The 18,505-nt window shown below is 67.9% G+C and carries 17 protein-coding genes and 2 tRNA genes; 5 read left to right on the top strand and 14 right to left on the bottom strand.

The window, feature by feature from the left end; translation table 11 throughout:
- Positions 1–30: 30 nt before the first annotated feature.
- Complete coding sequence (locus AB1K54_RS15105; protein WP_371203584.1) at positions 31–273, top strand: cell division protein CrgA; 243 nt, start codon at positions 31–33, stop codon at positions 271–273.
- A 150-nt stretch (positions 274–423) separates the two neighbouring features.
- Here the strand turns inward: AB1K54_RS15105 and AB1K54_RS15100 are convergent, their stop codons facing one another.
- From AB1K54_RS15100 to AB1K54_RS15090, 3 genes are all read right to left on the bottom strand, one after another.
- Positions 424–1,350, bottom strand: coding sequence for a rhomboid family intramembrane serine protease (locus AB1K54_RS15100; protein WP_371203583.1), 927 nt, complete (start codon positions 1,348–1,350; stop codon positions 424–426).
- Positions 1,351–1,394: 44 nt separating this feature from the next.
- The gene (locus AB1K54_RS15095; protein ID WP_371203582.1) at positions 1,395–2,633 is read right to left on the bottom strand and encodes a hypothetical protein; all 1,239 of its coding nucleotides are present in this window, start codon (positions 2,631–2,633) and stop codon (positions 1,395–1,397) included.
- A 173-nt stretch (positions 2,634–2,806) separates the two neighbouring features.
- Positions 2,807–3,364, bottom strand: coding sequence for a peptidylprolyl isomerase (locus AB1K54_RS15090; protein ID WP_371203581.1), 558 nt, complete (start codon positions 3,362–3,364; stop codon positions 2,807–2,809).
- A gap of 93 nt (positions 3,365–3,457) precedes the next feature.
- Here AB1K54_RS15090 and AB1K54_RS15085 point away from each other — a divergent pair, with 93 nt between their 5' ends.
- Together AB1K54_RS15085 and AB1K54_RS15080 are read left to right on the top strand one after the other, a co-directional pair.
- Positions 3,458–4,045: a DNA helicase gene (locus AB1K54_RS15085; protein WP_371203580.1), complete on the top strand. Its 588-nt coding sequence runs from the start codon at positions 3,458–3,460 to the stop codon at positions 4,043–4,045.
- Positions 4,042–4,527, top strand: a complete 486-nt coding sequence (locus AB1K54_RS15080; RefSeq protein ID WP_371203579.1) for an aminoacyl-tRNA deacylase — start codon at positions 4,042–4,044, stop codon at positions 4,525–4,527. Before AB1K54_RS15085 ends, AB1K54_RS15080 begins: the two co-directional genes overlap by 4 nt.
- Before the next feature lie 6 nt (positions 4,528–4,533).
- On the opposite strand, the gene AB1K54_RS15075 is transcribed toward AB1K54_RS15080, so the two are convergent.
- Positions 4,534–4,959 (bottom strand): NUDIX hydrolase, encoded by a 426-nt coding sequence (locus AB1K54_RS15075; protein WP_371203578.1) that lies wholly within the window; start codon positions 4,957–4,959, stop codon positions 4,534–4,536.
- A gap of 231 nt (positions 4,960–5,190) precedes the next feature.
- Between AB1K54_RS15075 and AB1K54_RS15070 the strand changes: the two genes are divergently transcribed.
- Positions 5,191–5,901: a lysostaphin resistance A-like protein gene (locus AB1K54_RS15070; protein WP_371203577.1), complete on the top strand. Its 711-nt coding sequence runs from the start codon at positions 5,191–5,193 to the stop codon at positions 5,899–5,901.
- An 84-nt stretch (positions 5,902–5,985) separates the two neighbouring features.
- Here the strand turns inward: AB1K54_RS15070 and AB1K54_RS15065 are convergent, their stop codons facing one another.
- Both AB1K54_RS15065 and AB1K54_RS15060 read right to left on the bottom strand, forming a co-directional pair.
- Positions 5,986–7,632 (bottom strand): family 20 glycosylhydrolase, encoded by a 1,647-nt coding sequence (locus tag AB1K54_RS15065; RefSeq protein ID WP_371203576.1) that lies wholly within the window; start codon positions 7,630–7,632, stop codon positions 5,986–5,988.
- A gap of 4 nt (positions 7,633–7,636) precedes the next feature.
- Positions 7,637–8,902, bottom strand: coding sequence for an MFS transporter (locus tag AB1K54_RS15060; RefSeq protein WP_371203575.1), 1,266 nt, complete (start codon positions 8,900–8,902; stop codon positions 7,637–7,639).
- 141 nt (positions 8,903–9,043) lie between these two features.
- On the opposite strand from AB1K54_RS15060, the gene AB1K54_RS15055 reads away from it, so the two are divergent.
- Positions 9,044–9,619 carry a TetR/AcrR family transcriptional regulator gene (locus tag AB1K54_RS15055; protein WP_371203574.1) on the top strand — a complete coding sequence of 192 codons (576 nt, stop codon included), beginning with the start codon at positions 9,044–9,046 and terminating at the stop codon, positions 9,617–9,619.
- A gap of 235 nt (positions 9,620–9,854) precedes the next feature.
- Here the strand turns inward: AB1K54_RS15055 and AB1K54_RS15050 are convergent.
- The 8 genes from AB1K54_RS15050 to dnaN form a co-directional block, all read right to left on the bottom strand.
- Positions 9,855–9,927, bottom strand: a tRNA-Ala gene (locus AB1K54_RS15050).
- 15 nt (positions 9,928–9,942) lie between these two features.
- A tRNA-Ile gene (locus AB1K54_RS15045) sits at positions 9,943–10,016 on the bottom strand.
- Between the two features lie 82 nt (positions 10,017–10,098).
- Entirely contained in the window at positions 10,099–10,503 is a 405-nt protein-coding gene (locus AB1K54_RS15040) for a DUF3566 domain-containing protein (protein WP_371203573.1), read from the bottom strand.
- Entirely contained in the window at positions 10,500–13,136 is a 2,637-nt protein-coding gene (gyrA, locus tag AB1K54_RS15035; RefSeq protein ID WP_371203572.1) for a DNA gyrase subunit A, read from the bottom strand. The genes AB1K54_RS15040 and gyrA overlap by 4 nt, the downstream gene beginning before the upstream one ends.
- Positions 13,137–13,176: 40 nt before the next feature.
- Entirely contained in the window at positions 13,177–15,222 is a 2,046-nt protein-coding gene (gene gyrB / locus AB1K54_RS15030) for a DNA topoisomerase (ATP-hydrolyzing) subunit B (protein WP_371203571.1), read from the bottom strand.
- A 122-nt stretch (positions 15,223–15,344) separates the two neighbouring features.
- Positions 15,345–15,866 carry a DUF721 domain-containing protein gene (locus AB1K54_RS15025; protein WP_371203570.1) on the bottom strand — a complete coding sequence of 174 codons (522 nt, stop codon included), beginning with the start codon at positions 15,864–15,866 and terminating at the stop codon, positions 15,345–15,347.
- Positions 15,859–17,052 carry a DNA replication/repair protein RecF gene (gene recF / locus AB1K54_RS15020; RefSeq protein ID WP_371203569.1) on the bottom strand — a complete coding sequence of 398 codons (1,194 nt, stop codon included), beginning with the start codon at positions 17,050–17,052 and terminating at the stop codon, positions 15,859–15,861. Before recF ends, AB1K54_RS15025 begins: the two co-directional genes overlap by 8 nt.
- Positions 17,053–17,192: 140 nt before the next feature.
- A complete protein-coding gene (gene dnaN / locus AB1K54_RS15015) occupies positions 17,193–18,341 on the bottom strand; it encodes a DNA polymerase III subunit beta (protein WP_371203568.1) in 1,149 nt (382 codons plus the stop codon).
- Positions 18,342–18,505 lie beyond the last annotated feature (164 nt).

Below are 18,505 nucleotides of genomic sequence, written 5' to 3'. Positions count from 1 at the left end.
TGTGGCGCGCCTGACAGTTAGAATGTCGGAATGGCACGCGCAGGCAGAGACGACGACGCACTCGTCGACCGCGGTGAGGGCGACTCGACGCCCAACCCGGTGTGGTTCAAGCCCATCATGATCGGACTCATGCTCGTCGGTCTGGTGTGGGTTCTTGTCTACTACCTGAGCGGCAGTCTCGGTCTTCCCATCCCCGGCATCGGCGGGTGGAACCTCGTCATCGGCTTCGGCATCGCCTTCGTCGGCTTCCTCATGACCACGCGCTGGCGCTAGCGGCGGCATCCGTTCTTCACACCCAGAAGCACCACCCGAAGGGGCGGTGCTTCTGTCATTCCGGCAAGCTGTCCACCGGACTGTCCACCTGTGGGTAATTACACCGGTGTGATTCATCCCCACTTGTGGATGAACCTGTGGATAAGTCCGTCAGACGTAGAAGATCACGGGGATCGCAAGCAGCGCGAGCAGCGCGACGGTCAGCCCGACGAGAAGCCAGATCTGCATCGTGCGCTGGCGCAGCGCGCGCGTACGCGCATAGATCAGGCCGACCAGCGCACCGACGACGAGCCCACCGACGTGCGCCTGCCACGAGATGCGGATCGCCTCGAGCGCGCCGAGGAACGATCCCGAGCCGATCGCGCCGAACAGGGCAAGCACGAACGGGAGCGCCAGGTTGATGCCGATCACGATCGCGATGCCGCGGATGTTCGCGCCGATGTGCCGCCCGATCACCAGGAGCGCCCCGAACAGCCCGAAGACGGCGCCCGAGGCACCCACCACCCAGGTGAACGGTGCAAGCAGAGACACGGCGACCGATCCGCCCAGCCCGCTCAGCAGGTAGAGCACGAGGAACCGCCATCGGCCGACGAGCGGTTCGAGACTGCGGCCGATCATCCACAGAGCCAGCATGTTCAAGCCCACGTGCCAGAAGCCGCTGTGCACGAGCAGCACCGTGACCAGTCGCCACGGCTGGAACGGCAGCGGCCCTCCTGGCAGCACCAGTCCGCTGTTGAACGCGAGCCAGCCCTGCACCTGCGTGCCCAGACCCGGGATCAGGGTGACGAGGAACACCAGCGCGGTCACCGCGATGATCCCGTAGGTCACCAGCGGTCGGGTGTCGATTGAGCGCACCGCCCGCGGGCGCGACCACTGACGCTCGGCCTTGCGCTGCGCCGTGGTCAGCCCCTTCTGCTGCTGGCGCAGGCACTCGGGACAGATCACGCCGACGGCGGCGGGAATCTGGCACTGCGGACAGATCGTGCGCAGACACCGCTGACACAGCACGAAGCTCTGGCGGTCAGGATGCCGGTAGCAGAAGTTGTCCGTGTTGCGGCGGAACTCGTCCGTGGTCACGGGGCCGGTCGCTCGCGCGCGTCAGAATCGTTCACCGAACAAGGCTATCGTCGCCGGGCAGTGCGGCGATCGTGTTCGTTCCCACGGGCGGCGAGGGGACGAACGGATGCCGCGACCGCCGCGATCACGCCACCGGCCAGCAGCGCACCGCCGAGCACGATCACCGGCAGCAGGTCGATGCCGCTCTCGGCCAGCACGCGGACCTCGCCGGCGGGGATCGGCGCGACCGGAGGCGCCGTCGTGAAGTCCACGCCGCCGCGGGCGATCACGACGCGAACGTTCTCGTGCCACTCATCGGTCGTCTCGTCGTAGAAGCTCGCCATGACGCTCGCCTCGATCGTCATCCGATGCCCAGCGGTCGCGAGCCCGCCGACGTCGAGCGTCATGTCGTCGGTCGTGCCCACCTCGGCGTCGTCGACGAACACCGTGTAGGTCACGGTGCGTGGGTTGAAGCCGGACACTCCGGTCGCCCCGCCGTACACGGCAGGCCACGCGAAGCTCGCGCTCGTCGGAGTCGTGGTCGTGACCGTGGGCGACATGCTGCCGACCTCGACCGGCACCTCGACCCGCTGGCCGAGAAGCTCGTACGCGTAGGTGTGGCCGGGAAGCACCGAGTGGTCGGTGAACTCGGTCGCGCCCGCGGGGAGGGGCGCCCACCATGCGGGGCCGCTGATGCCGCCGTCACCGTCGGCGAGAGGCGGATCCCAGGTGAGGTGAACGGTCGTCGGCCCCGTTGCCACCCCGCTCAGATCGAACGACGCCAAGGTGGTGAACTCGACCCATCCCCGGCCGACGATCTGCTCGGCAGGACCGACCATTCCCCAGGCCTCGATGTCCACGCGATAGTCGACGCCGGGCGTGAGATTCGTCAGGCGGAGGGAGTTGGTCCACTCATGCGCCGGCAGCTCGGTCGGCTCCCTCCCGTCGGAGAGCCGCACGACGAATCGGTCGGCGCCGGGCACCGGCTCCCACCAGGTGTTCGCAGCGACCGCCCCGACGCTGGAGGTGTGGACGCTGAAGTCCACGGTGACCGCCGCCACCTCTGGCGGCGCCTCGATCGGCGCTTCGACGGCGTCAGGCGTGGCCGGGGGCGGGGCCGGAGCGTGAAGATCGACCTCGAGCGCATCGATGCCGAGCGACGCGGCGCCGGCATCATCAGAAACCGGGACGGATTCCTCGGCGACCGCGCCGGCGGTCGCACCGCCGAGCCCCATCATCAACGCCGCGACCGACGCGATGAGCGCGCGCCCTCCGATACGACGCCACCCTCGACGCACGTCCATTCCGACCAGCTCCCCGAGCCCGACGCGCCGGACCGTTCCCGGTCCGGCGGTTCGTCGGCTCGGTCACCCGGGCGGCGTCATTGACTATGAGTCACATTAGAAGGCGCAACAGCGAGTGGCCTGACCACAGGCTGGAAGATTGCTCGGAGCGGCCGGCCGCCGGGCCGTCCGACTCAGACCGACGCCACCTCGATCGACGAGATCACGACCGGCTCGATCGGGCGATCACCGGCGGCGGTCGGCACCGCGGCGATCGTGTCGACGACCGCGCGCGAGTCGTCGTCGGCGACCTCGCCGAAGACCGAGTGCTTGCCCTGCAGCCACGGAGTCGGGTCGGTGGTGATGAAGAACTGCGAGCCATTGGTGCCCTCGACGGCACCGGTGATCGCGTTGCGCCGCGAACCGGCGTTCGCCATCGCGAGCAGATAGGGCTTCTGGAACGTCAGTTCGGGGTGGATCTCATCGTTGAAGTTGTACCCGGGGCCGCCGACGCCCTGACCGAGCGGGTCGCCGCCCTGGATCATGAAGCCGGGAATGATGCGGTGGAAGATCACATCGGTGTAGAGCGGACCCTCGCCCTTGGCGCCCGTCGCCGGGTGGGTCCATTCCTGAGTACCGTCCGAAAGGCCGATGAAGTTCTGGACGGTGCGCGGCGCGTGGTCGCCGAACAGGTTGACGACGATGTCGCCGTGGTTGGTGTGGATGGTCGCTACCGCGGTGTGCTGAGGCATGGCGACATTCTCTCAGAGTTCTCTGCAAGCCCTTCCGTAACGGCGTGGGTCTGGCAGGATGGGGAGACCGACAGCCCATGCGAGGAGGGCCCCGTGAGCAAGACCCGCAAGCGCAAGAAGGAACTCCGCAAGCTTCAGGAGCAGGCGAACACCCTGTGGGAGTCGCAGCAGGTGCTTCTGGGCGAGGCGGCGTCCGTCGCACGAGAGGCCGGGCGCCAGCTGGGCAACTTCAGTCGCGAAGAGCTCGTGCCGCAGGTGAAGCAGAAGTACGGCGAGTACGCCGCACCCTACGTCGACAAGGGTGTCCGACTGTCGAAGCAGGTGCTCAACGAGAGGATCGTTCCGACGGCCGGGGCGGTCGTGGGCGCGGGACTGTCGGTGTGGGATGCCGCGAACGACACGCGCGCTCGCATCGCAGCAGAGCGCGGCGTCGACGCCCTGAAGGCGGCGGTCTACGCGAGGGGCGCCGACCAGTACGGCAAGAAGGCGGGCAAGGTCGTCGCCGCGAGGCTCGCCGCGGTCGAGCCGACGCGCAAGAGCGGCATCGGCGCGGGCGGCGTGATCGCGATCATCCTCGGCATCGCCGCAGCGATCGGCGTCTTCTACGCCGCTTGGCAGACCCTGCGCGCCGACGACGAGCTCTGGGTGGCGGACGACCCGCTGCGCGCGCCCGACGCGTGAGCTCCGCAGGAGCCGATCCGCTCGATCGGGCGCGGGGCGCGGCATCCGCCCTCGGTCTCGATGTCGAGTTCCGCGAACGACCCGTCGCCAACAGCCTCCACGAGGCCGCCGAGTTGCTCGGCATCTCACCGGCCGGCGTCGTGAAGACGCTGGTGGTCAAGCGCAGCGATGACACGTATCTGTTCGCGCTCGTCCCCGGCGATCGGGCGATCTCGTGGCCGAAACTGCGCGCGGTCGTGGGGGTCAACAAGCTGCAATTGCCGGATGCCGCGCACGCCCTCGCTGCGACCGGCTACGAGCGGGGCACCATCGTGCCGCTCGGCAGCACGCATCCGTGGCCGGTGTTCGCCGACGAGCAGATCCTCGGGCAGCGCATCGCGATGGGTGCCGGCGCCCACGGCTACAGCATGTTCGTCGACGCCGACGCGCTCATCGCCGCGCTCGGCGCGACGGTGGCAGATATCTCTCAGCCCACCGACTGACCCCGCTCACGCCAGGTCGGCCATGCCGAGCCCGATGTCGACCAGCCGAACACGCTGCAGTCCGTCCAGCCGGTCGAGGGCGAACCACTCGGCGCGATCGGTCGAGCCATCCGTCTCGTGCCGCAGCCGGCCCCCCACCACAGTGGCCCGGTACACGACCCTCAGCGTGTGCAGCGGATCGCTCTCATGGGGCGTGAGGCGGCGAGCGGCGGGGATCACCCGTGAGTGGATGCCCAGAAGGCGGTCGACCCGCACACGATACCCGGTCTCTTCCGTCACCTCGCGGCGCACCGCGTTCTCGGGATCCTCACCCGGCTCGAGCCCGCCGCCCGGCAGCGTCCAGCCCGACCGCCCGGACTCGTTCCAGTGCGCGAGTAGCACGCGGCCGTCATCGTCGGTGATGACGGCGTAGGCCGCGACGCGCAGATCCACGCGATCACCCTACGGGCTATGGGGGTGCGGCACACGCGAACGAGCCTCTCGCGTGGCCGAACGCGTCGGCGTTCACCCTGCGGATGACGGCTCATCCTGCGAGACTGTGATCAGGCCTCGCGGAAGGGGCAGGAGATGAGCGCATCCCAAAACCCGGCCCGATCAAGCAGCATGAGGGTCCGACCACGGGTATGGATAGGACTTGCGGTCTGGTTGGGTTACAGCGGGCTCGTGCTGCTGATCCAAGTGCTCTCGGGCATTCCCTACCCGCAGTTCGGCGCAAGCGCCTTCAATCTCTTCTGGGGCGGGGGTCTCTCGCTGATCGTCGGGACGATCGCGCTCGTGATCACCACGACGCTGCTCGGCTGGTGGAGGCCGGCGATATTCGAGCGGCAGAGGAGTCGCCACAGGTGGCCGATCATCGCCCCGCTGCTGTTCGGACTGCTGGCTCTGGCAAACCTGATTCTGACCGATTGGGCATCGTACAGCCTCGCGTTCTTCGGAGCTTCGCTCGTGCTGCTGCTCGTGGGCTTCACCGAAGAGCTCACCGATCGCGGGCTGCTGGTCGTCGCCCTTCGGAGCCGACTCTCCGAAGTCTGGGTCTGGTTCCTCAGCTCACTGCTGTTCGGAGCGTCGCACCTGATCACCCTCCTGCTCGGACAGGACGTTCTCCCGACGATCGTGCAGGTGTTCGACGCATTCCTCGCCGGCTCCGTGCTGTACATCGCGCGGCGCGTCACCGGCAGTCTCGTGCTCTCGATGGTCATACACGGGCTGTGGGACTTCTCGGCCTTCGCGCTACAGCACGGTGTCGAATCGGAGTACGCACCGATCGTCCTCGGAACCCACACCGCCGTCATGCTGCTCTCGCTCGCTGTCGTCCCCTTCGTGATTCGGGGGGCGAACGAACGCATCGCGGCACCGGCCGATCGCACGAGCTGAGAACCGAGACGCGCCCGTGGCGACCGGTTGCGTCCGGTCGGGCCGGACGCGGGCGGTTGCGTCCGCGATCACGCCCGGTCGGCATCACGCCCAGTCGACGGTGTCTGCCCGGTACCACCTCCAGCCGCGACGGGTCCATACGACCGACTGGCATGCGAGCCGCTCACGGTACTCGTCCCAGTCGGTGCTGCCGGCCGCAGACCAGGCCTTCTCGGCGGCACCGGGCAGACGAGGCAGCAGCAGCAGCTCGAGGTCGTCGCGGCCGGTGACCGTCTCGCACCACAGGGCCGCCTCGACCCCCGCGACCTGGTCGTCGCTCGTGACGTGCTCGACGTCGGCGACGGGGTCCCATTCGACGCCCGACCGGATCGTCGCGGGCGGATAGACCGGCATGCCGAGTCGGGCGCGCACGCCGTTCTGCAGATCGTCGGTCGACGCGTCGCCGTGCGGGCGGTCGAAGTAGAGGCGGGCGCTCGGCGAGACGATGACGCGGGCACCGCGCTCGAGGGCGCGGGGCACGTCGTCGACCGCCGACTGCAGGTTCCCGATGAGCACGTCGAGGAACACGTCGGGCACGCGCCCGCGCAAGGTCTCGGCGTCGGCTGCGCGGATATCGATCCAGTGCTGCACGATCATGTCGGCATCGAGATCGGCGCGCGCAATCTCCTGCCAGCCGACGACCCGACGGCCGCGGTCGCGGACGAGCGCGATCGCGCGCTCGACGAACGCCGCGTGCTCGTCGTGGTCCATGCCGAACGCCTCGTCGCCGCCGATGTGCACGTACGCGCTCTGGGGGAACTGCGGGAGGACCGCATCGAGCACGTCTTCGACGAAGCGCCACACCTCTGGGCGGGTCGGGTCGAGCGTCCCGGCCGCGACGGCGGCGCCGTGGCTCGGCAGGTCGGCGGCGGCGACGCGCGGCCCGAGTTCGGGATAGGAGCGGAAGATCGCCGCCGCGTGGCCGGGCATCTCGATCTCGGGCACGAGCGTCACGAACCGGTCGGCGGCGTACGCGACGAGCCCGGCGACCTCCTCGAGCGAGTAGAACCCGCCGGGGCGATCGCCGACCGCGCCGGCACTCCCTACCTCGGTCAGCGCCGGCCGCGACGGGACCTCGAGGCGCCAGCCCTGGTCGTCGCTGAGATGCAGGTGCAGCACGTTGATCTTGTAGAGCGAGCACATGTCGAGCACGCGCTCGACGGTCTCGACGTCATGGAACGTGCGGACGACGTCGAGCGAGAGCCCGCGCCACGCGAACCGCGGGCCGTCCAGAACGCGGACGGCCCCCACCAGGGCGCGCCCGTCGGCCGCAGAGGCCGCGACGAGCTGGCGAAGGCTCGTGAGCCCGCGGTGCACCGCTTCGGGCGTGGCACCCCATACGAGGATGCGCTCGTCCGAGACATCCAGGCCGTAGCGTTCGTCGGCTGCGCCGGTGATGGATGCTCCGTCGGCGCGCATACCCGCGGCCACGGGCACCGCGTCGAGGTCCGTGCCGCGAATCGAGACCTGAACGGCGGGGCCGGGCGCCTCGTGCGAGACGGTCAGCCCGATGCCCGTGTCGGCCTCGACGTCGGCTGCGAAGCGTCGGACCACGTCCTCAAGGCCGGGGTCCGACGCGTCGGCGCCCGGTGATTCCACGACGACCCGCGTCGCCCCGCAGAAGAGGAAGCCCTCGCTCCGGCCGACTTCGAGGACGGCCGGAGCGGGAACGATCAGCGGAACGCGCGTCATGACCTCAACGCGCCGACTTGATCGGAAGGATGCACAACGCGCCGACGACCGCGAGCACGAGGCCGGCCGGGAAGATCGGGGCGTAGCCGAACGTCACGACGATGAAGCTGCCGATGAACGGACCGATCGACTGGGGAAGTGTCGCCGCGATGTTGAGCACGCCGAGGTCCTTCGCGTAGGTGTCCTTCGACGGCAGGAGCTCGCTCATGAGTGCCGCATCGACGGCGAGGTAGGCACCGAAGCCGAAACCTGCGATGCCCGCGTAGAGGAACATGCCGCCCACGGTCGGGAGGAGGAACGGGATCACCATGCCGATGCCCATGAGGAGGGCCGCCGCGATGACGAGGGGCTTGCGGCGGCCGATCCGATCGGACACGGGGCCCGAGATCGCGAGCGAGACCAGCGCAGAGACGAGTACGACGAGGCTCAGCTTGGGCACGGTCTCGACGGCGTCCTCGCCGAGGCCGATGTGATCCTGGAGGATGTACAGCGTGTAGCCCTGGATCAGGAAGTAGCCCGTGAAGAGGGTGATGCGACCCCAGAAGCCCCACGCGAAGTCGGGGTATTTGCGCGGGCTGACCCAGAACGTCTTGAGGAAGACGCCGAGCGAGAACCGCTCGTTCACCTGATCCTTGGACGAGGTGTCGGGTGCGGCGAGCACGAACGCGACGATGATCAGGATCAGGACGCCCGGGATCAGGAAGTAGCCCGCGGCGATGTTCTTCGCCATGACGGCGCCGTAGATCGAGCCGCCGAGTGTGCCGAGCATGAGACCGATGCCCGCGAGCGTCGAGAACACCCCGCGCGCGGCGACCGGCACGCGTTCGGGCAGGAGCGCCGTGAGCGGGCTGATGATGAAGTTGACGGCGATCTGCACCATGATCCAGCCGATGAGCAGCTGGATGAATCCGTTCGCGACGCCCATGAAGACCAGCGAGAGACCGGTCAGCAGTGCACCGCCCACCAGCCACGGAGTGCGCCGGCCGAAGCGCGAGCGGGTGCGATCGGAGAGCAGGCCGAGCACCGGGCTGGCCAGGATGGCGACCGCGGCGCCGACACCCGTGATGACGCCGAGGTTGAGCTCCTTGTTCGACGCGTCGAGCGCTTGCAGCTGCAGGGGGAGGAAGATGCCGGGCACGGCCCCGACGATTGTGTAGATGACGATGTTGACCGGGACGATGAAGCCGAAGAGCCGCTTGACGGGGGGTGCGAGCCGCTGCTTCGCGGGTTCGGTCGCTTCGGGTGCGACCGACGGGGAGTGGTTCGACATGGAACGGGATCCGCCTTATCTGACAGGAGTAAGATAGCGGAATACTACGGTGGAGCGCGCATGGTGACAACCCCCTCGTCGATACCAGCAGAAGCGGGCGCCGAGTCGCCCGTTCCGCGGCATTCGTCCAAGAATGGACGAATGCGACGACGACTGAGTGCCGAGGCCCGGCGGGCCGAGATCATCGAGATCACACAGCAGGCCATCGTCGAAGACGGGTACCGATCGCTGAGCTTGCGAGAGATCGCGCGTCGCTGCGGGATGTCGACGCCCGGACTCATGCACCACTTCCCCGATCTCACGACGCTGCTCGAGGCTGTGCTGGGACACCGCGACGAGCTCGACCGAACGGCCATCATGGGGGCGAGCACACTCGACGCGTCCCTCCTCGAGACCCTCGACGCCGTGCGGCGGTACTACGGCGCGCGCTCCGACGAGGTGCGCAGTTTCGACTCCCTCGAGGCTGAGGCGCAAGACCCCAACCACCCCGCGCACGACTACTTCCGTCGGCGAGACGAGCTCACGTTCGACGTGCTCGGTCGCCTCATCGACCGCGAGTTCGAAGACCCCGAGCATGTGTCGCGCGTGCTCCGGCTGCTGCTCGACGGTCTGCGCGTCGAACGGCTGCGCTCGGTCGGCCGCGCGGCCGACACCGGCGCCCAGTGGGACGCGATCGAGCGCGTCGTCGACGCGCAGCCCCGAAAGACCGGGCGCTGACAGTTCGCGGCGCATCTTGCGACCGCGAAGATAGCCGCGGCCGTCGCGACAAGCCCGCCCGGGTGGCATCCGTGGCAGTCGTGCCGCTCGATGCCGGCGCGAGTGCCCTTCGACTCCGGCAGAAGTGAGTGGTACTGCGAGGGACGACAGGTGATCGCATCCGATCGCGCGAGATCGGATGCGCCGCCGCAGCTCACGCACTTGCGGCGCCGGGCGGATTCCCTGAAGGGAGTTGTGGAGCCTAGGAGATTCGAACTCCTGACATCCTGCTTGCAAAGCAGGCGCTCTACCAACTGAGCTAAGGCCCCGGGACTTGCGTGAAGTGGGGCTACCAGGACTTGAACCTGGGACCTCTTCATTATCAGTGAAGCGCTCTAACCGCCTGAGCTATAGCCCCGTCTGCGTCGCACTCCGTGCGCCGCAACCTCCAAGACTTTACCTGACGCGACGCGATTTCACGAATCGGGCCAGGTGCGCGGTCAGTTGGAGGTGAAGCCGACGAGCAGGCCGCCGGTGACCTTGACGGCCAGGTTGTAGATGCCGGCGACCACCGCGCCCATCACGGTGACGACCACGAGGTTCAGGATCGCCACGATGGCCGAGAACGCCATGACCTGCGGCAGTCCGATGAACTGCCTGATCGACACGCCACCGTCGGACAGGCTCGTGAAGAACTCGTCGACCTTGCCGATGAGGCCGGTGGTGTCCACGACCAAGTAGACGAGCAGGAACGAGACCACGGTCACGATCGCGATCGCGATAGCCGCCAGGAACGACAGCTTCAACGCCGACCAGAAGTCGATGTACACCAGGCGCAGGCGCACCTGCTTCGAGCTGGATTTCTGGCTGGACTTGCGGGCGAGCTTGTCAGCAACAGTGGTCATGCGTCACTACTTCCGTCGGGGGCCTCGGGGGAAGACCCTTCGTGGGGTTCGGGGGCCGGATTCTCATCAGCGGCGGTGGCCGATTCGGCGGCTGCCTCGGCCTCTTCGGCCAAGCCCCGTTCTCCGTTGCGCGCGATCGCGATGATGCGGTCGTCGTCGTCGGGGCGGGCGAACACGACACCCATGGTGTCGCGGCCCTTGGCGGGCACCTCGGCCACGGCAGAGCGTACCACCTTGCCGCTGGCAAGAACCACCAAGACCTCGTCCTCCTCGCCCACGATGAGACCGCCCGCGAGCACGCCGCGATCCTCGTTCAGCTTGGCGACCTTGATGCCGAGCCCGCCGCGGCTCTGACCGCGATACTGCTCGACCGCGGTGCGCTTGGCATACCCGCCCTCGGTCACGACGAACACGTAGCCGTCGTCGCTCACAACGGATGCCGAGAGCAGACTGTCTCCGTCGCGGAACGCCATTCCCTTGACGCCTTCGGTGGACCGGCCCATCGGGCGCAGCGCCTCGTCGGTAGCGGTGAAGCGCAGCGACATGCCGTGCCGGCTGATCAGCAGGATGTCGTCGCCCTCGTCCACGAGGAGCGCGCTGACCACCTCGTCGCCCTCGGCGACATCGACGGCCTCGTCGGCATCCGTGTCGCCGGCGCCGCCGCGCAGCCTGATCGCGATGACCCCGCCCTGGCGATTGGTGTCGTACTCGGTGAGCCGTGTCTTCTTGACCAGGCCGCCGCGCGTGGCGAGCACGAGATATGTGGCGACGTTGTAGTCGCGGATGTCGAGGATCTGCGCGATCTCCTCACCCGGCTGCAGCGCGAGCAGGTTCGCGACGTGCTGACCCTTGGCATCCCGCCCGGTCTCGGGCACCTCGTACGCCTTCGTGCGGTACACGCGGCCCTTGGTGGTGAAGAACAGCAGCCAGTGGTGGGTGGTGGTCACGAAGAAGTGCTCGACGACATCGTCGGCGCGCAATTGCGCGCCCTTCACGCCCTTGCCGCCGCGATGCTGAGAGCGGTAGTTGTCGCTGCGCGTGCGCTTGATGTAGCCGTCGCGGGTGACGGTGACGACCATCTCCTCCTCGGGAATGAGGTCTTCGATCGACATGTCGCCGTCGAACCCAGGGAGGATGTGCGTGCGGCGCTCGTCGCCGTACTTGTCGACGATCCCGGTGAGCTCGTCGCGGATGATCGTGCGCTGGCGGGTCGGATCGGCGAGGATCGCCTTGTAGTCGGCGATTCGCAGTTCGAGCTCGGCGGCCTCATCGATGATCTTCTGGTGCTCGAGCGCGGCGAGACGACGCAGCTGCATCTGGAGGATCGCGTCGGCCTGCGTGCCGTCGATCTCGAGCAAGGTCTTGAGACCCTCGCGCGCGTCGTCGACCGTCGCCGATCGGCGGATCAGCGCGATGACCTCGTCGAGCGCATCGAGCGCCTTGAGATAGCCGCGCAGAATGTGCATGCGCTCTTCGTCCTTGCGCAGGCGGAACTGCGTGCGCCGCACGATGACCTCGACCTGGTGGTCGATCCAGTGCGAGACGAACCCGTCCAGCGGCAGCGTGCGGGGCACGCCGTCGACGATCGCGAGCATGTTCGCGCCGAAGTTCTCCTGAAGCTGGGTGTGCTTGTACAGGTTGTTCAGCACGACCTTGGCGACGGCATCCCTCTTCAGCACGATCACCAGGCGCTGCCCGGTGCGATCGCTGGTCTCGTCACGGATGTCGGCGATGCCGGTGATGCGGCCGTCGCGCGCGAGGTCGCGGATCTTCAGCGCGACGTTGTCGGGGTTCACCTGGTACGGCAGCTCGGTGATCACCAGGCACGTGCGGCCCTGGATCTCTTCGACGCCCACCACGGCGCGCATCGTGATCGAGCCGCGACCGGTGCGATAGGCATCCTTGATGCCCTTGGTCCCGAGGATCTGCGCGCCGGTCGGGAAGTCGGGGCCATGGACGCGAGCCATCAGCGCTTCGAGCAGCTCTTCGCGCGTGGCATCCGGATTCTCGAGCGCCCACAGCGCACCCTCGGCCACTTCGCGCAGGTTATGCGGCGGGATGTTCGTGGCCATGCCGACCGCGATGCCGACCGAGCCGTTGACGAGCAGGTTCGGAAAGCGCGCGGGCAGGACTGTGGGCTCTTGCGTCTTGCCGTCGTAGTTGTCCTCGAAATCGACGGTCTCTTCGTCGATGTCGCGGACCATCTCCAAGGCCAGCTGCGCCATCTTGGTCTCGGTGTACCTGGGGGCGGCGGCGCCCTGGTTGCCGGGGGAGCCGAAGTTGCCCTGGCCGTCGGCGAGCGGGTAGCGCATCGACCACGGCTGCACCAGGCGTACGAGAGCGTCGTAGATCGCCGAGTCGCCGTGCGGGTGATACTGACCCATCACCTCGCCGACCACGCGGGCGCACTTGTTGAACGACTTGTCGGGGCGGTATCCGCCGTCGTACATGCCGTAGATCACGCGGCGGTGCACGGGCTTGAGCCCATCGCGCACGTCGGGAAGCGCGCGCCCCACGATCACACTCATCGCGTAGTCGAGATAGCTGCGCTGCATCTCGAGCTGCAGGTCGACCTGGTCGATATTGCCGTGATTGTGGCCGGATGCCTCAGCGGGCCGGACGTCGTCAGTCATGTGTTCTCAGTTCCGTGTCTCGATACGCCGTACGGCCCGATCAGATGTCGAGGAAGCGCACGTCCTTGGCGTTGCGCTGGATGAAGCCGCGGCGGGACTCGACATCCTCGCCCATCAGGATCGAGAAGATCTCGTCGGCGGCGGCCGCATCGTCGATGGTCACCTGCAGCAACGTGCGCGTGCTGTGGTCCATCGTGGTCTCCCACAGCTCTTTCGGGTTCATCTCGCCGAGACCCTTGTAGCGCTGGATGCCCGAGTCCTTCGGCATCCGCTTGCCGCTGGCGAGCCCGTCGGCCAGCAGCGCGTCGCGCTCCTTGTCGCTGAAGACATACTCGTGATCGGAATTGGACCACTTCAGGCGGTACAGCGGGGGCATGGCCAGATAGACAAAGCCCGCTTCGATGAGACCGCGCATGTAGCGGAAGAGCAGGGTGAGCAGGAGCGTCGTGATGTGCTGTCCGTCGACATCGGCATCCGCCATCAGGACGATCTTGTGATACCTGGCCTTGGCCACGTCGAAGTCCTCGCCGATGCCGGTTCCGAAGGCAGAGATGATGGCCTGGATCTCGTTGTTGCCGAGAGCGCGATCCAGCCGCGCCTTCTCGACGTTGAGCACCTTGCCGCGCAGCGACAGGATGGCCTGCGTCTCGGGATCGCGGCCGCGCACGGCCGAGCCGCCGGCAGAGTCTCCCTCGACGAGGAAGATCTCGCTGATCGAGGGGTCTTTGCTCGTGCAGTCCTTGAGCTTGTCGGGCATGGACGCCGACTCGAAGACGCTCTTGCGGCGGGCAGTCTCGCGGGCCTTGCGTGCGGCGAGGCGCGCGGTGGCGGCGTCGATCGCCTTGCGGACGATGCTCTTGGCCTGCGCCGGGTTGCGGTCGAACCAGTCGCCGAGCTGATCGCCGACGACCTTCTGCACGAAAGCCTTCGCCTCGGTGTTGCCGAGCTTCGTCTTGGTCTGCCCCTCGAACTGCGGCTCGGACAGCTTGACCGAGATCACCGCGGTGAGGCCTTCGCGCACATCGTCGCCCGAGAGGTTCTCGTCTTTGTCCTTCAGGAGGTTCTGCGCCCGCGCGTATTTGTTGACGAGCGTGGTCAGCGCGGCACGGAAGCCCTCTTCGTGCGTTCCGCCCTCATGCGTGTTGATCGTGTTGGCGTACGTGAAGACGTTCTCGGTGTAGCTCGTGGTCCACTGCATCGCGACCTCGAGCGAGATCTTGCGATCGGTGTCTTCGGATTCGAAGTCGATGACCTCGTCGTTGACGTGCTCGGCTTTGCGCACCTTGTTGAGGTACTCGACGTAGTCGACGAGTCCGCGTTCGTACAGGAAGCTGTCGTTCGGCTGCTGCAGCACGACCTCACCGGCTTCGACCTCTTCGTCGAACGCCGAAGCGGGACGCTCGTCGCGCAGATCGATGCGCAGACCCTTGTTGAGGAACGCCATCTGCTGGAACCGCGTGCGCAGCGTGTCGTAATCGAAGTCGACCGTCTCGAAGATCGAGGCATCGGGCCAGAAGGTGATCGTCGTGCCGGTCTCGTCGCTCGGCTCACCGCGCTCGAGTGGCGCCTCGGGGGTGCCCCCCTCGCGGAAGCTCTGGCGCCACACGTAGCCCTGACGCTTGATCTCGACCTCGAAACGGGTCGACAGCGCGTTCACGACCGACGAGCCGACGCCGTGCAGACCACCCGAGACCGCGTAGCCGCCGCCGCCGAACTTGCCGCCGGCGTGCAGCACCGTGAGCACGACCTCGACGGTCGACTTGCTCGGGTCAGACGCGTGCGGGTCGACCGGGATGCCTCGACCGTTGTCGATGCAGCGGATGCCGCCATCCGGCAGGATCGTCACCTCGATGGCGTCGCAGAAGCCCGCCAGTGCCTCATCGACCGAGTTGTCGACGATCTCGTACACCAGATGATGAAGGCCGCGCGGCCCCGTCGAGCCGATGTACATGCCGGGGCGCTTGCGAACGGCCTCGAGGCCCTCGAGCACCTGGATGGCGTCTGCCCCATAGTCACCGGGAGTCTTCTGCTGGATGGGCCGCGAATTCGACTCCTCGGACACGCTTTCAGGGGTGGCAGGCGTCATATGTTCTCGAGGCTCCAAACTGTCCTGGACGACGTCTTCAGTCTACCCTGAACAGCCTCCTCGCCGGGCCCTCTACGCCGCTGTGAAGCCCGCAAATCGCTCCGGGGGGCCGTTGACGTGTCTCACCCGTAGGTATCGCGTGGGCCGCGTCCTGGAATCGTTCTGGGACCCCATTTCCACGAGGGGACGTCCGGCCCGATGAAACGCACTCCCGTCACCCCCGCCTCCGGGTACCTGCGCACGATCTCGGTCATGATGTGCGCGCGCATCAGCTGAAGCTGCTTCGCCCACGCCGTGGAGTCGGCCTGAACAGTCAGTGTCCCGTCGGTGAAGGCGACCGGCCGGGTGTGTCGCGCCGTGTCTTCGCCGGCCACCTCGTTCCACGTGCGCACCACGTCTTCGCGTGCCAGCTGCGGGTTCCACCCCGCCTCGCGGGTGAGCGCCGCCAGCACGTCGTCGAGTCCGCGCGGGTCGCGGCCCGACGTGAACGGCGCGTTGTCGTCATCCGACTCGTAGCGGCGTCGGCGGCGGCGCACACCTCGCGCGCTCGGTTCGAGGCCGCGCAGACGAAGGTAGGTCGAGATCGTCTCGGGCACGTCGCCCGACGCCGACTCGCCCCCGGCGCTCGTCGAAACGTCAGGCATCGGCGCCCTCCAGGATGCGCCCCGCCTCGACGCGGATGACCTTGGCGCGCAGCGCCTCGGGGACGTCGTTCTCGACCGCGGCGGTCACGATCACCTGCTCGTACTGGCTCGCCAGGGCCGCCAGCCTGCTGCGGCGCTCCGCGTCGAGCTCGGCGAACACGTCATCGAGGATCAGGATCGGGTCTCCGAGCGACGACTCGGCCCGAAGCAGCTCCGCCGAGGCGAGGCGAAGCGCGAGCGCGACCGACCAGGACTCGCCGTGCGACGCGTACCCCTTCACCGGAAGTCCGCGCAATCGCATGACGAGATCGTCGCGGTGCGGCCCGACGAGCGTCACGCCCCTGTCGAGCTCGGCGGCGCGGCGGGCCTCGAGCGCGGCACGGAAGTGGGCCGAGATCGCGGCGGGCGCGGCATCCGTCGCCTGAGTCTGGCCGTTCTGCGCCGGATCGGGTGCCCGCGCAGAGGGCGATTCGAGATCGGGGTCGACCCCACGCACCGACAGAGCCCATTCGAGCCCCGGCTCGTGGTCGTCGCCGACGATCTGCTCGTACGCGCGGGCGAGCGGAGCAGTCAGCTCGCGGGCGAGCTCGAGTCGGGCCACCACCACCTCGGTGCCCAGAGCGACGAGCTTGTCGTCCCACACGTCGAGCGTCGAGAGCGAGTCGCCGCGGATGCCGCGCGCCCGCGCCGACTTGAGAAGTGCGGTGCGCTGCTTGAGCACGCGGTCGTAGTCGGCGAGCACCCCTGCAAGACGCGGCCGCCGCTGCACGAGCAGCTGATCGGCGAAGCGCCGGCGAGCCGACGGGTCGCCGCGCACGATCTGGAGGTCCTCGGGGGCGAAGAGCACGACCTGCGCGTAGCGCGGCAGCTCGGCGGTGCGCACCGGAGAGCCGTTGACACGCGCCTTGTTCGACCCCTGCCGATTGACCTGCACCTCGAGCTGCACGCGGCGGTCGCCGTGCGCCAGCCGCGCGCGGACGATCGCGGCCTCGGCGCCGTGTCGCACCATCGGCGCATCGGACGACACCCGGTGCGAGCCCAGTGTGGCGAAGAAGGCGACCGCTTCGGCGAGGTTCGTCTTGCCCTGGCCGTTGCGGCCGACGAACACGTTCGGGCCCGCGTGCAGCGAGACGTCGGCTTCGGCATAGTTGCGGAAGTCGACGAGGTTCAGCTGCTCGACGATCACCCTGTCACCCTATGCCGCCCCCCGGACAACCTGACCTGCGCTGAACGTGAGCGAAGCGGTGCGATGCCCTCGGAGAAGCTGGCATCGGGCTCGGCGGGAGTGTCTTCTCCGACGCATGCCACCGTGGAGCGCCCGCGCGATCAGCGCAGCAGCAGGTTGGGCTGCAGCAGGTACTTGAACGAGTCCTCGCCTGCCTTGTCGACCGAGGTCTGCGGGGTGATGAGCACCGGGCTCAGCTTGTTCGCGTTCTCGCTCGAGGTGAACGTCACGCGCGTGAACTCGCTCCGCACGGCCGAAAGCGCCTCGAGCAGGTACTGCGGGTTCAGACCGAGAGTCACATCCTCGCCGACGAGGTTGGCGTCGACCGACTCCGAGGCGCGGGCCTGCTCGGTGCCCGAGGCATCCATCGACACGCTGTCGGTCGTGAAGGTGAACCGCAGCGGCGCGGAGCGGTCGAGCACGAGAGACACACGGCGCACGGCTTCGCTCAGATCAGCGGTGTTGACCACGGCGTGGTGGTCGGTCGCCTCGGGGAACAGCCGCCGGACCGGCGGGAAATTGCCCTTGATGAGCAGCGAGGTCACGGTCTTGTTGCCCGCGGTGAACGCGATGATCTCGCGGTCGCCGGCGCCCGAGAACGACACCGAGATGTCGCCGCCGTGCGCGAAGGTCTTGCCGACCTCGGTCAGCGTGCGCGCGGGCACCAGGGCCGCGGTCTGCTCGTCGGATGCGGCGGACCCGCCGTCCCACGGGATCTCGCGCACGGCAACCCGGTAACGGTCGGTCGCCACGAGGCTGAGGCGCGTGCCGGTGACTTCGAGCTGCACGCCGGTGAGGACGGGAGTCACGTCGTCGCGCGACGCGGCGAATGCGACCTGGGCGATGGCGGTGGCGAAGTCTTCAGCCGGGACGAGTCCCGAGTCGCCGGTGACCTCAGGGATGGCCGGGTACTCCTGGACCGGCATCGAAGCCAGCGTGAAGCGGGCCGATCCGCACGTGAGGACGATGCCGTCGTCGTCGACGGCGACCTGGATCGGAGCGTTCGGCAGGCGGCTGGCGATGTCGGAGAGGAGGCGGCCGTGCACGAGGATCGTGCCGGGCTCGTCGATCGTCGCCTCGATCGTCGTGCGGGCCGATGCCTCGTAGTCGAAAGCGGCCAGAGACAGCCCCGCATCGGATGCCTCGATGAGCACGCCCGCGAGGATCGGCTGGGGGTTGCGCTGCGGCAGGAGCTTCACGACGAACGAGACGGCTTCGCTGAACACATCGCGATTGACGTGAAACTTCACGGACGCTCCCTCGACATCGGACTGGGGTTACCCATGCTAGTTGTTCTTCCCACGGTGGTTGTGTGCAGCGTGGCGTGATGGGGTAGGGCGAGGACCTCCGGTATCGATGTGGGTTACCACACTCACTCGATCCACGGAGGTCCTCGTGTCTTACGTTACCCATG

It is taken from the genome of Microbacterium sp. BWT-B31 (genome assembly GCF_041379855.1).
Lineage (GTDB): Bacteria > Actinomycetota > Actinomycetes > Actinomycetales > Microbacteriaceae > Microbacterium.
Note: the sequence above shows the minus strand (reverse complement) of the source record. Positions and strands in the feature narration are given on the sequence as shown.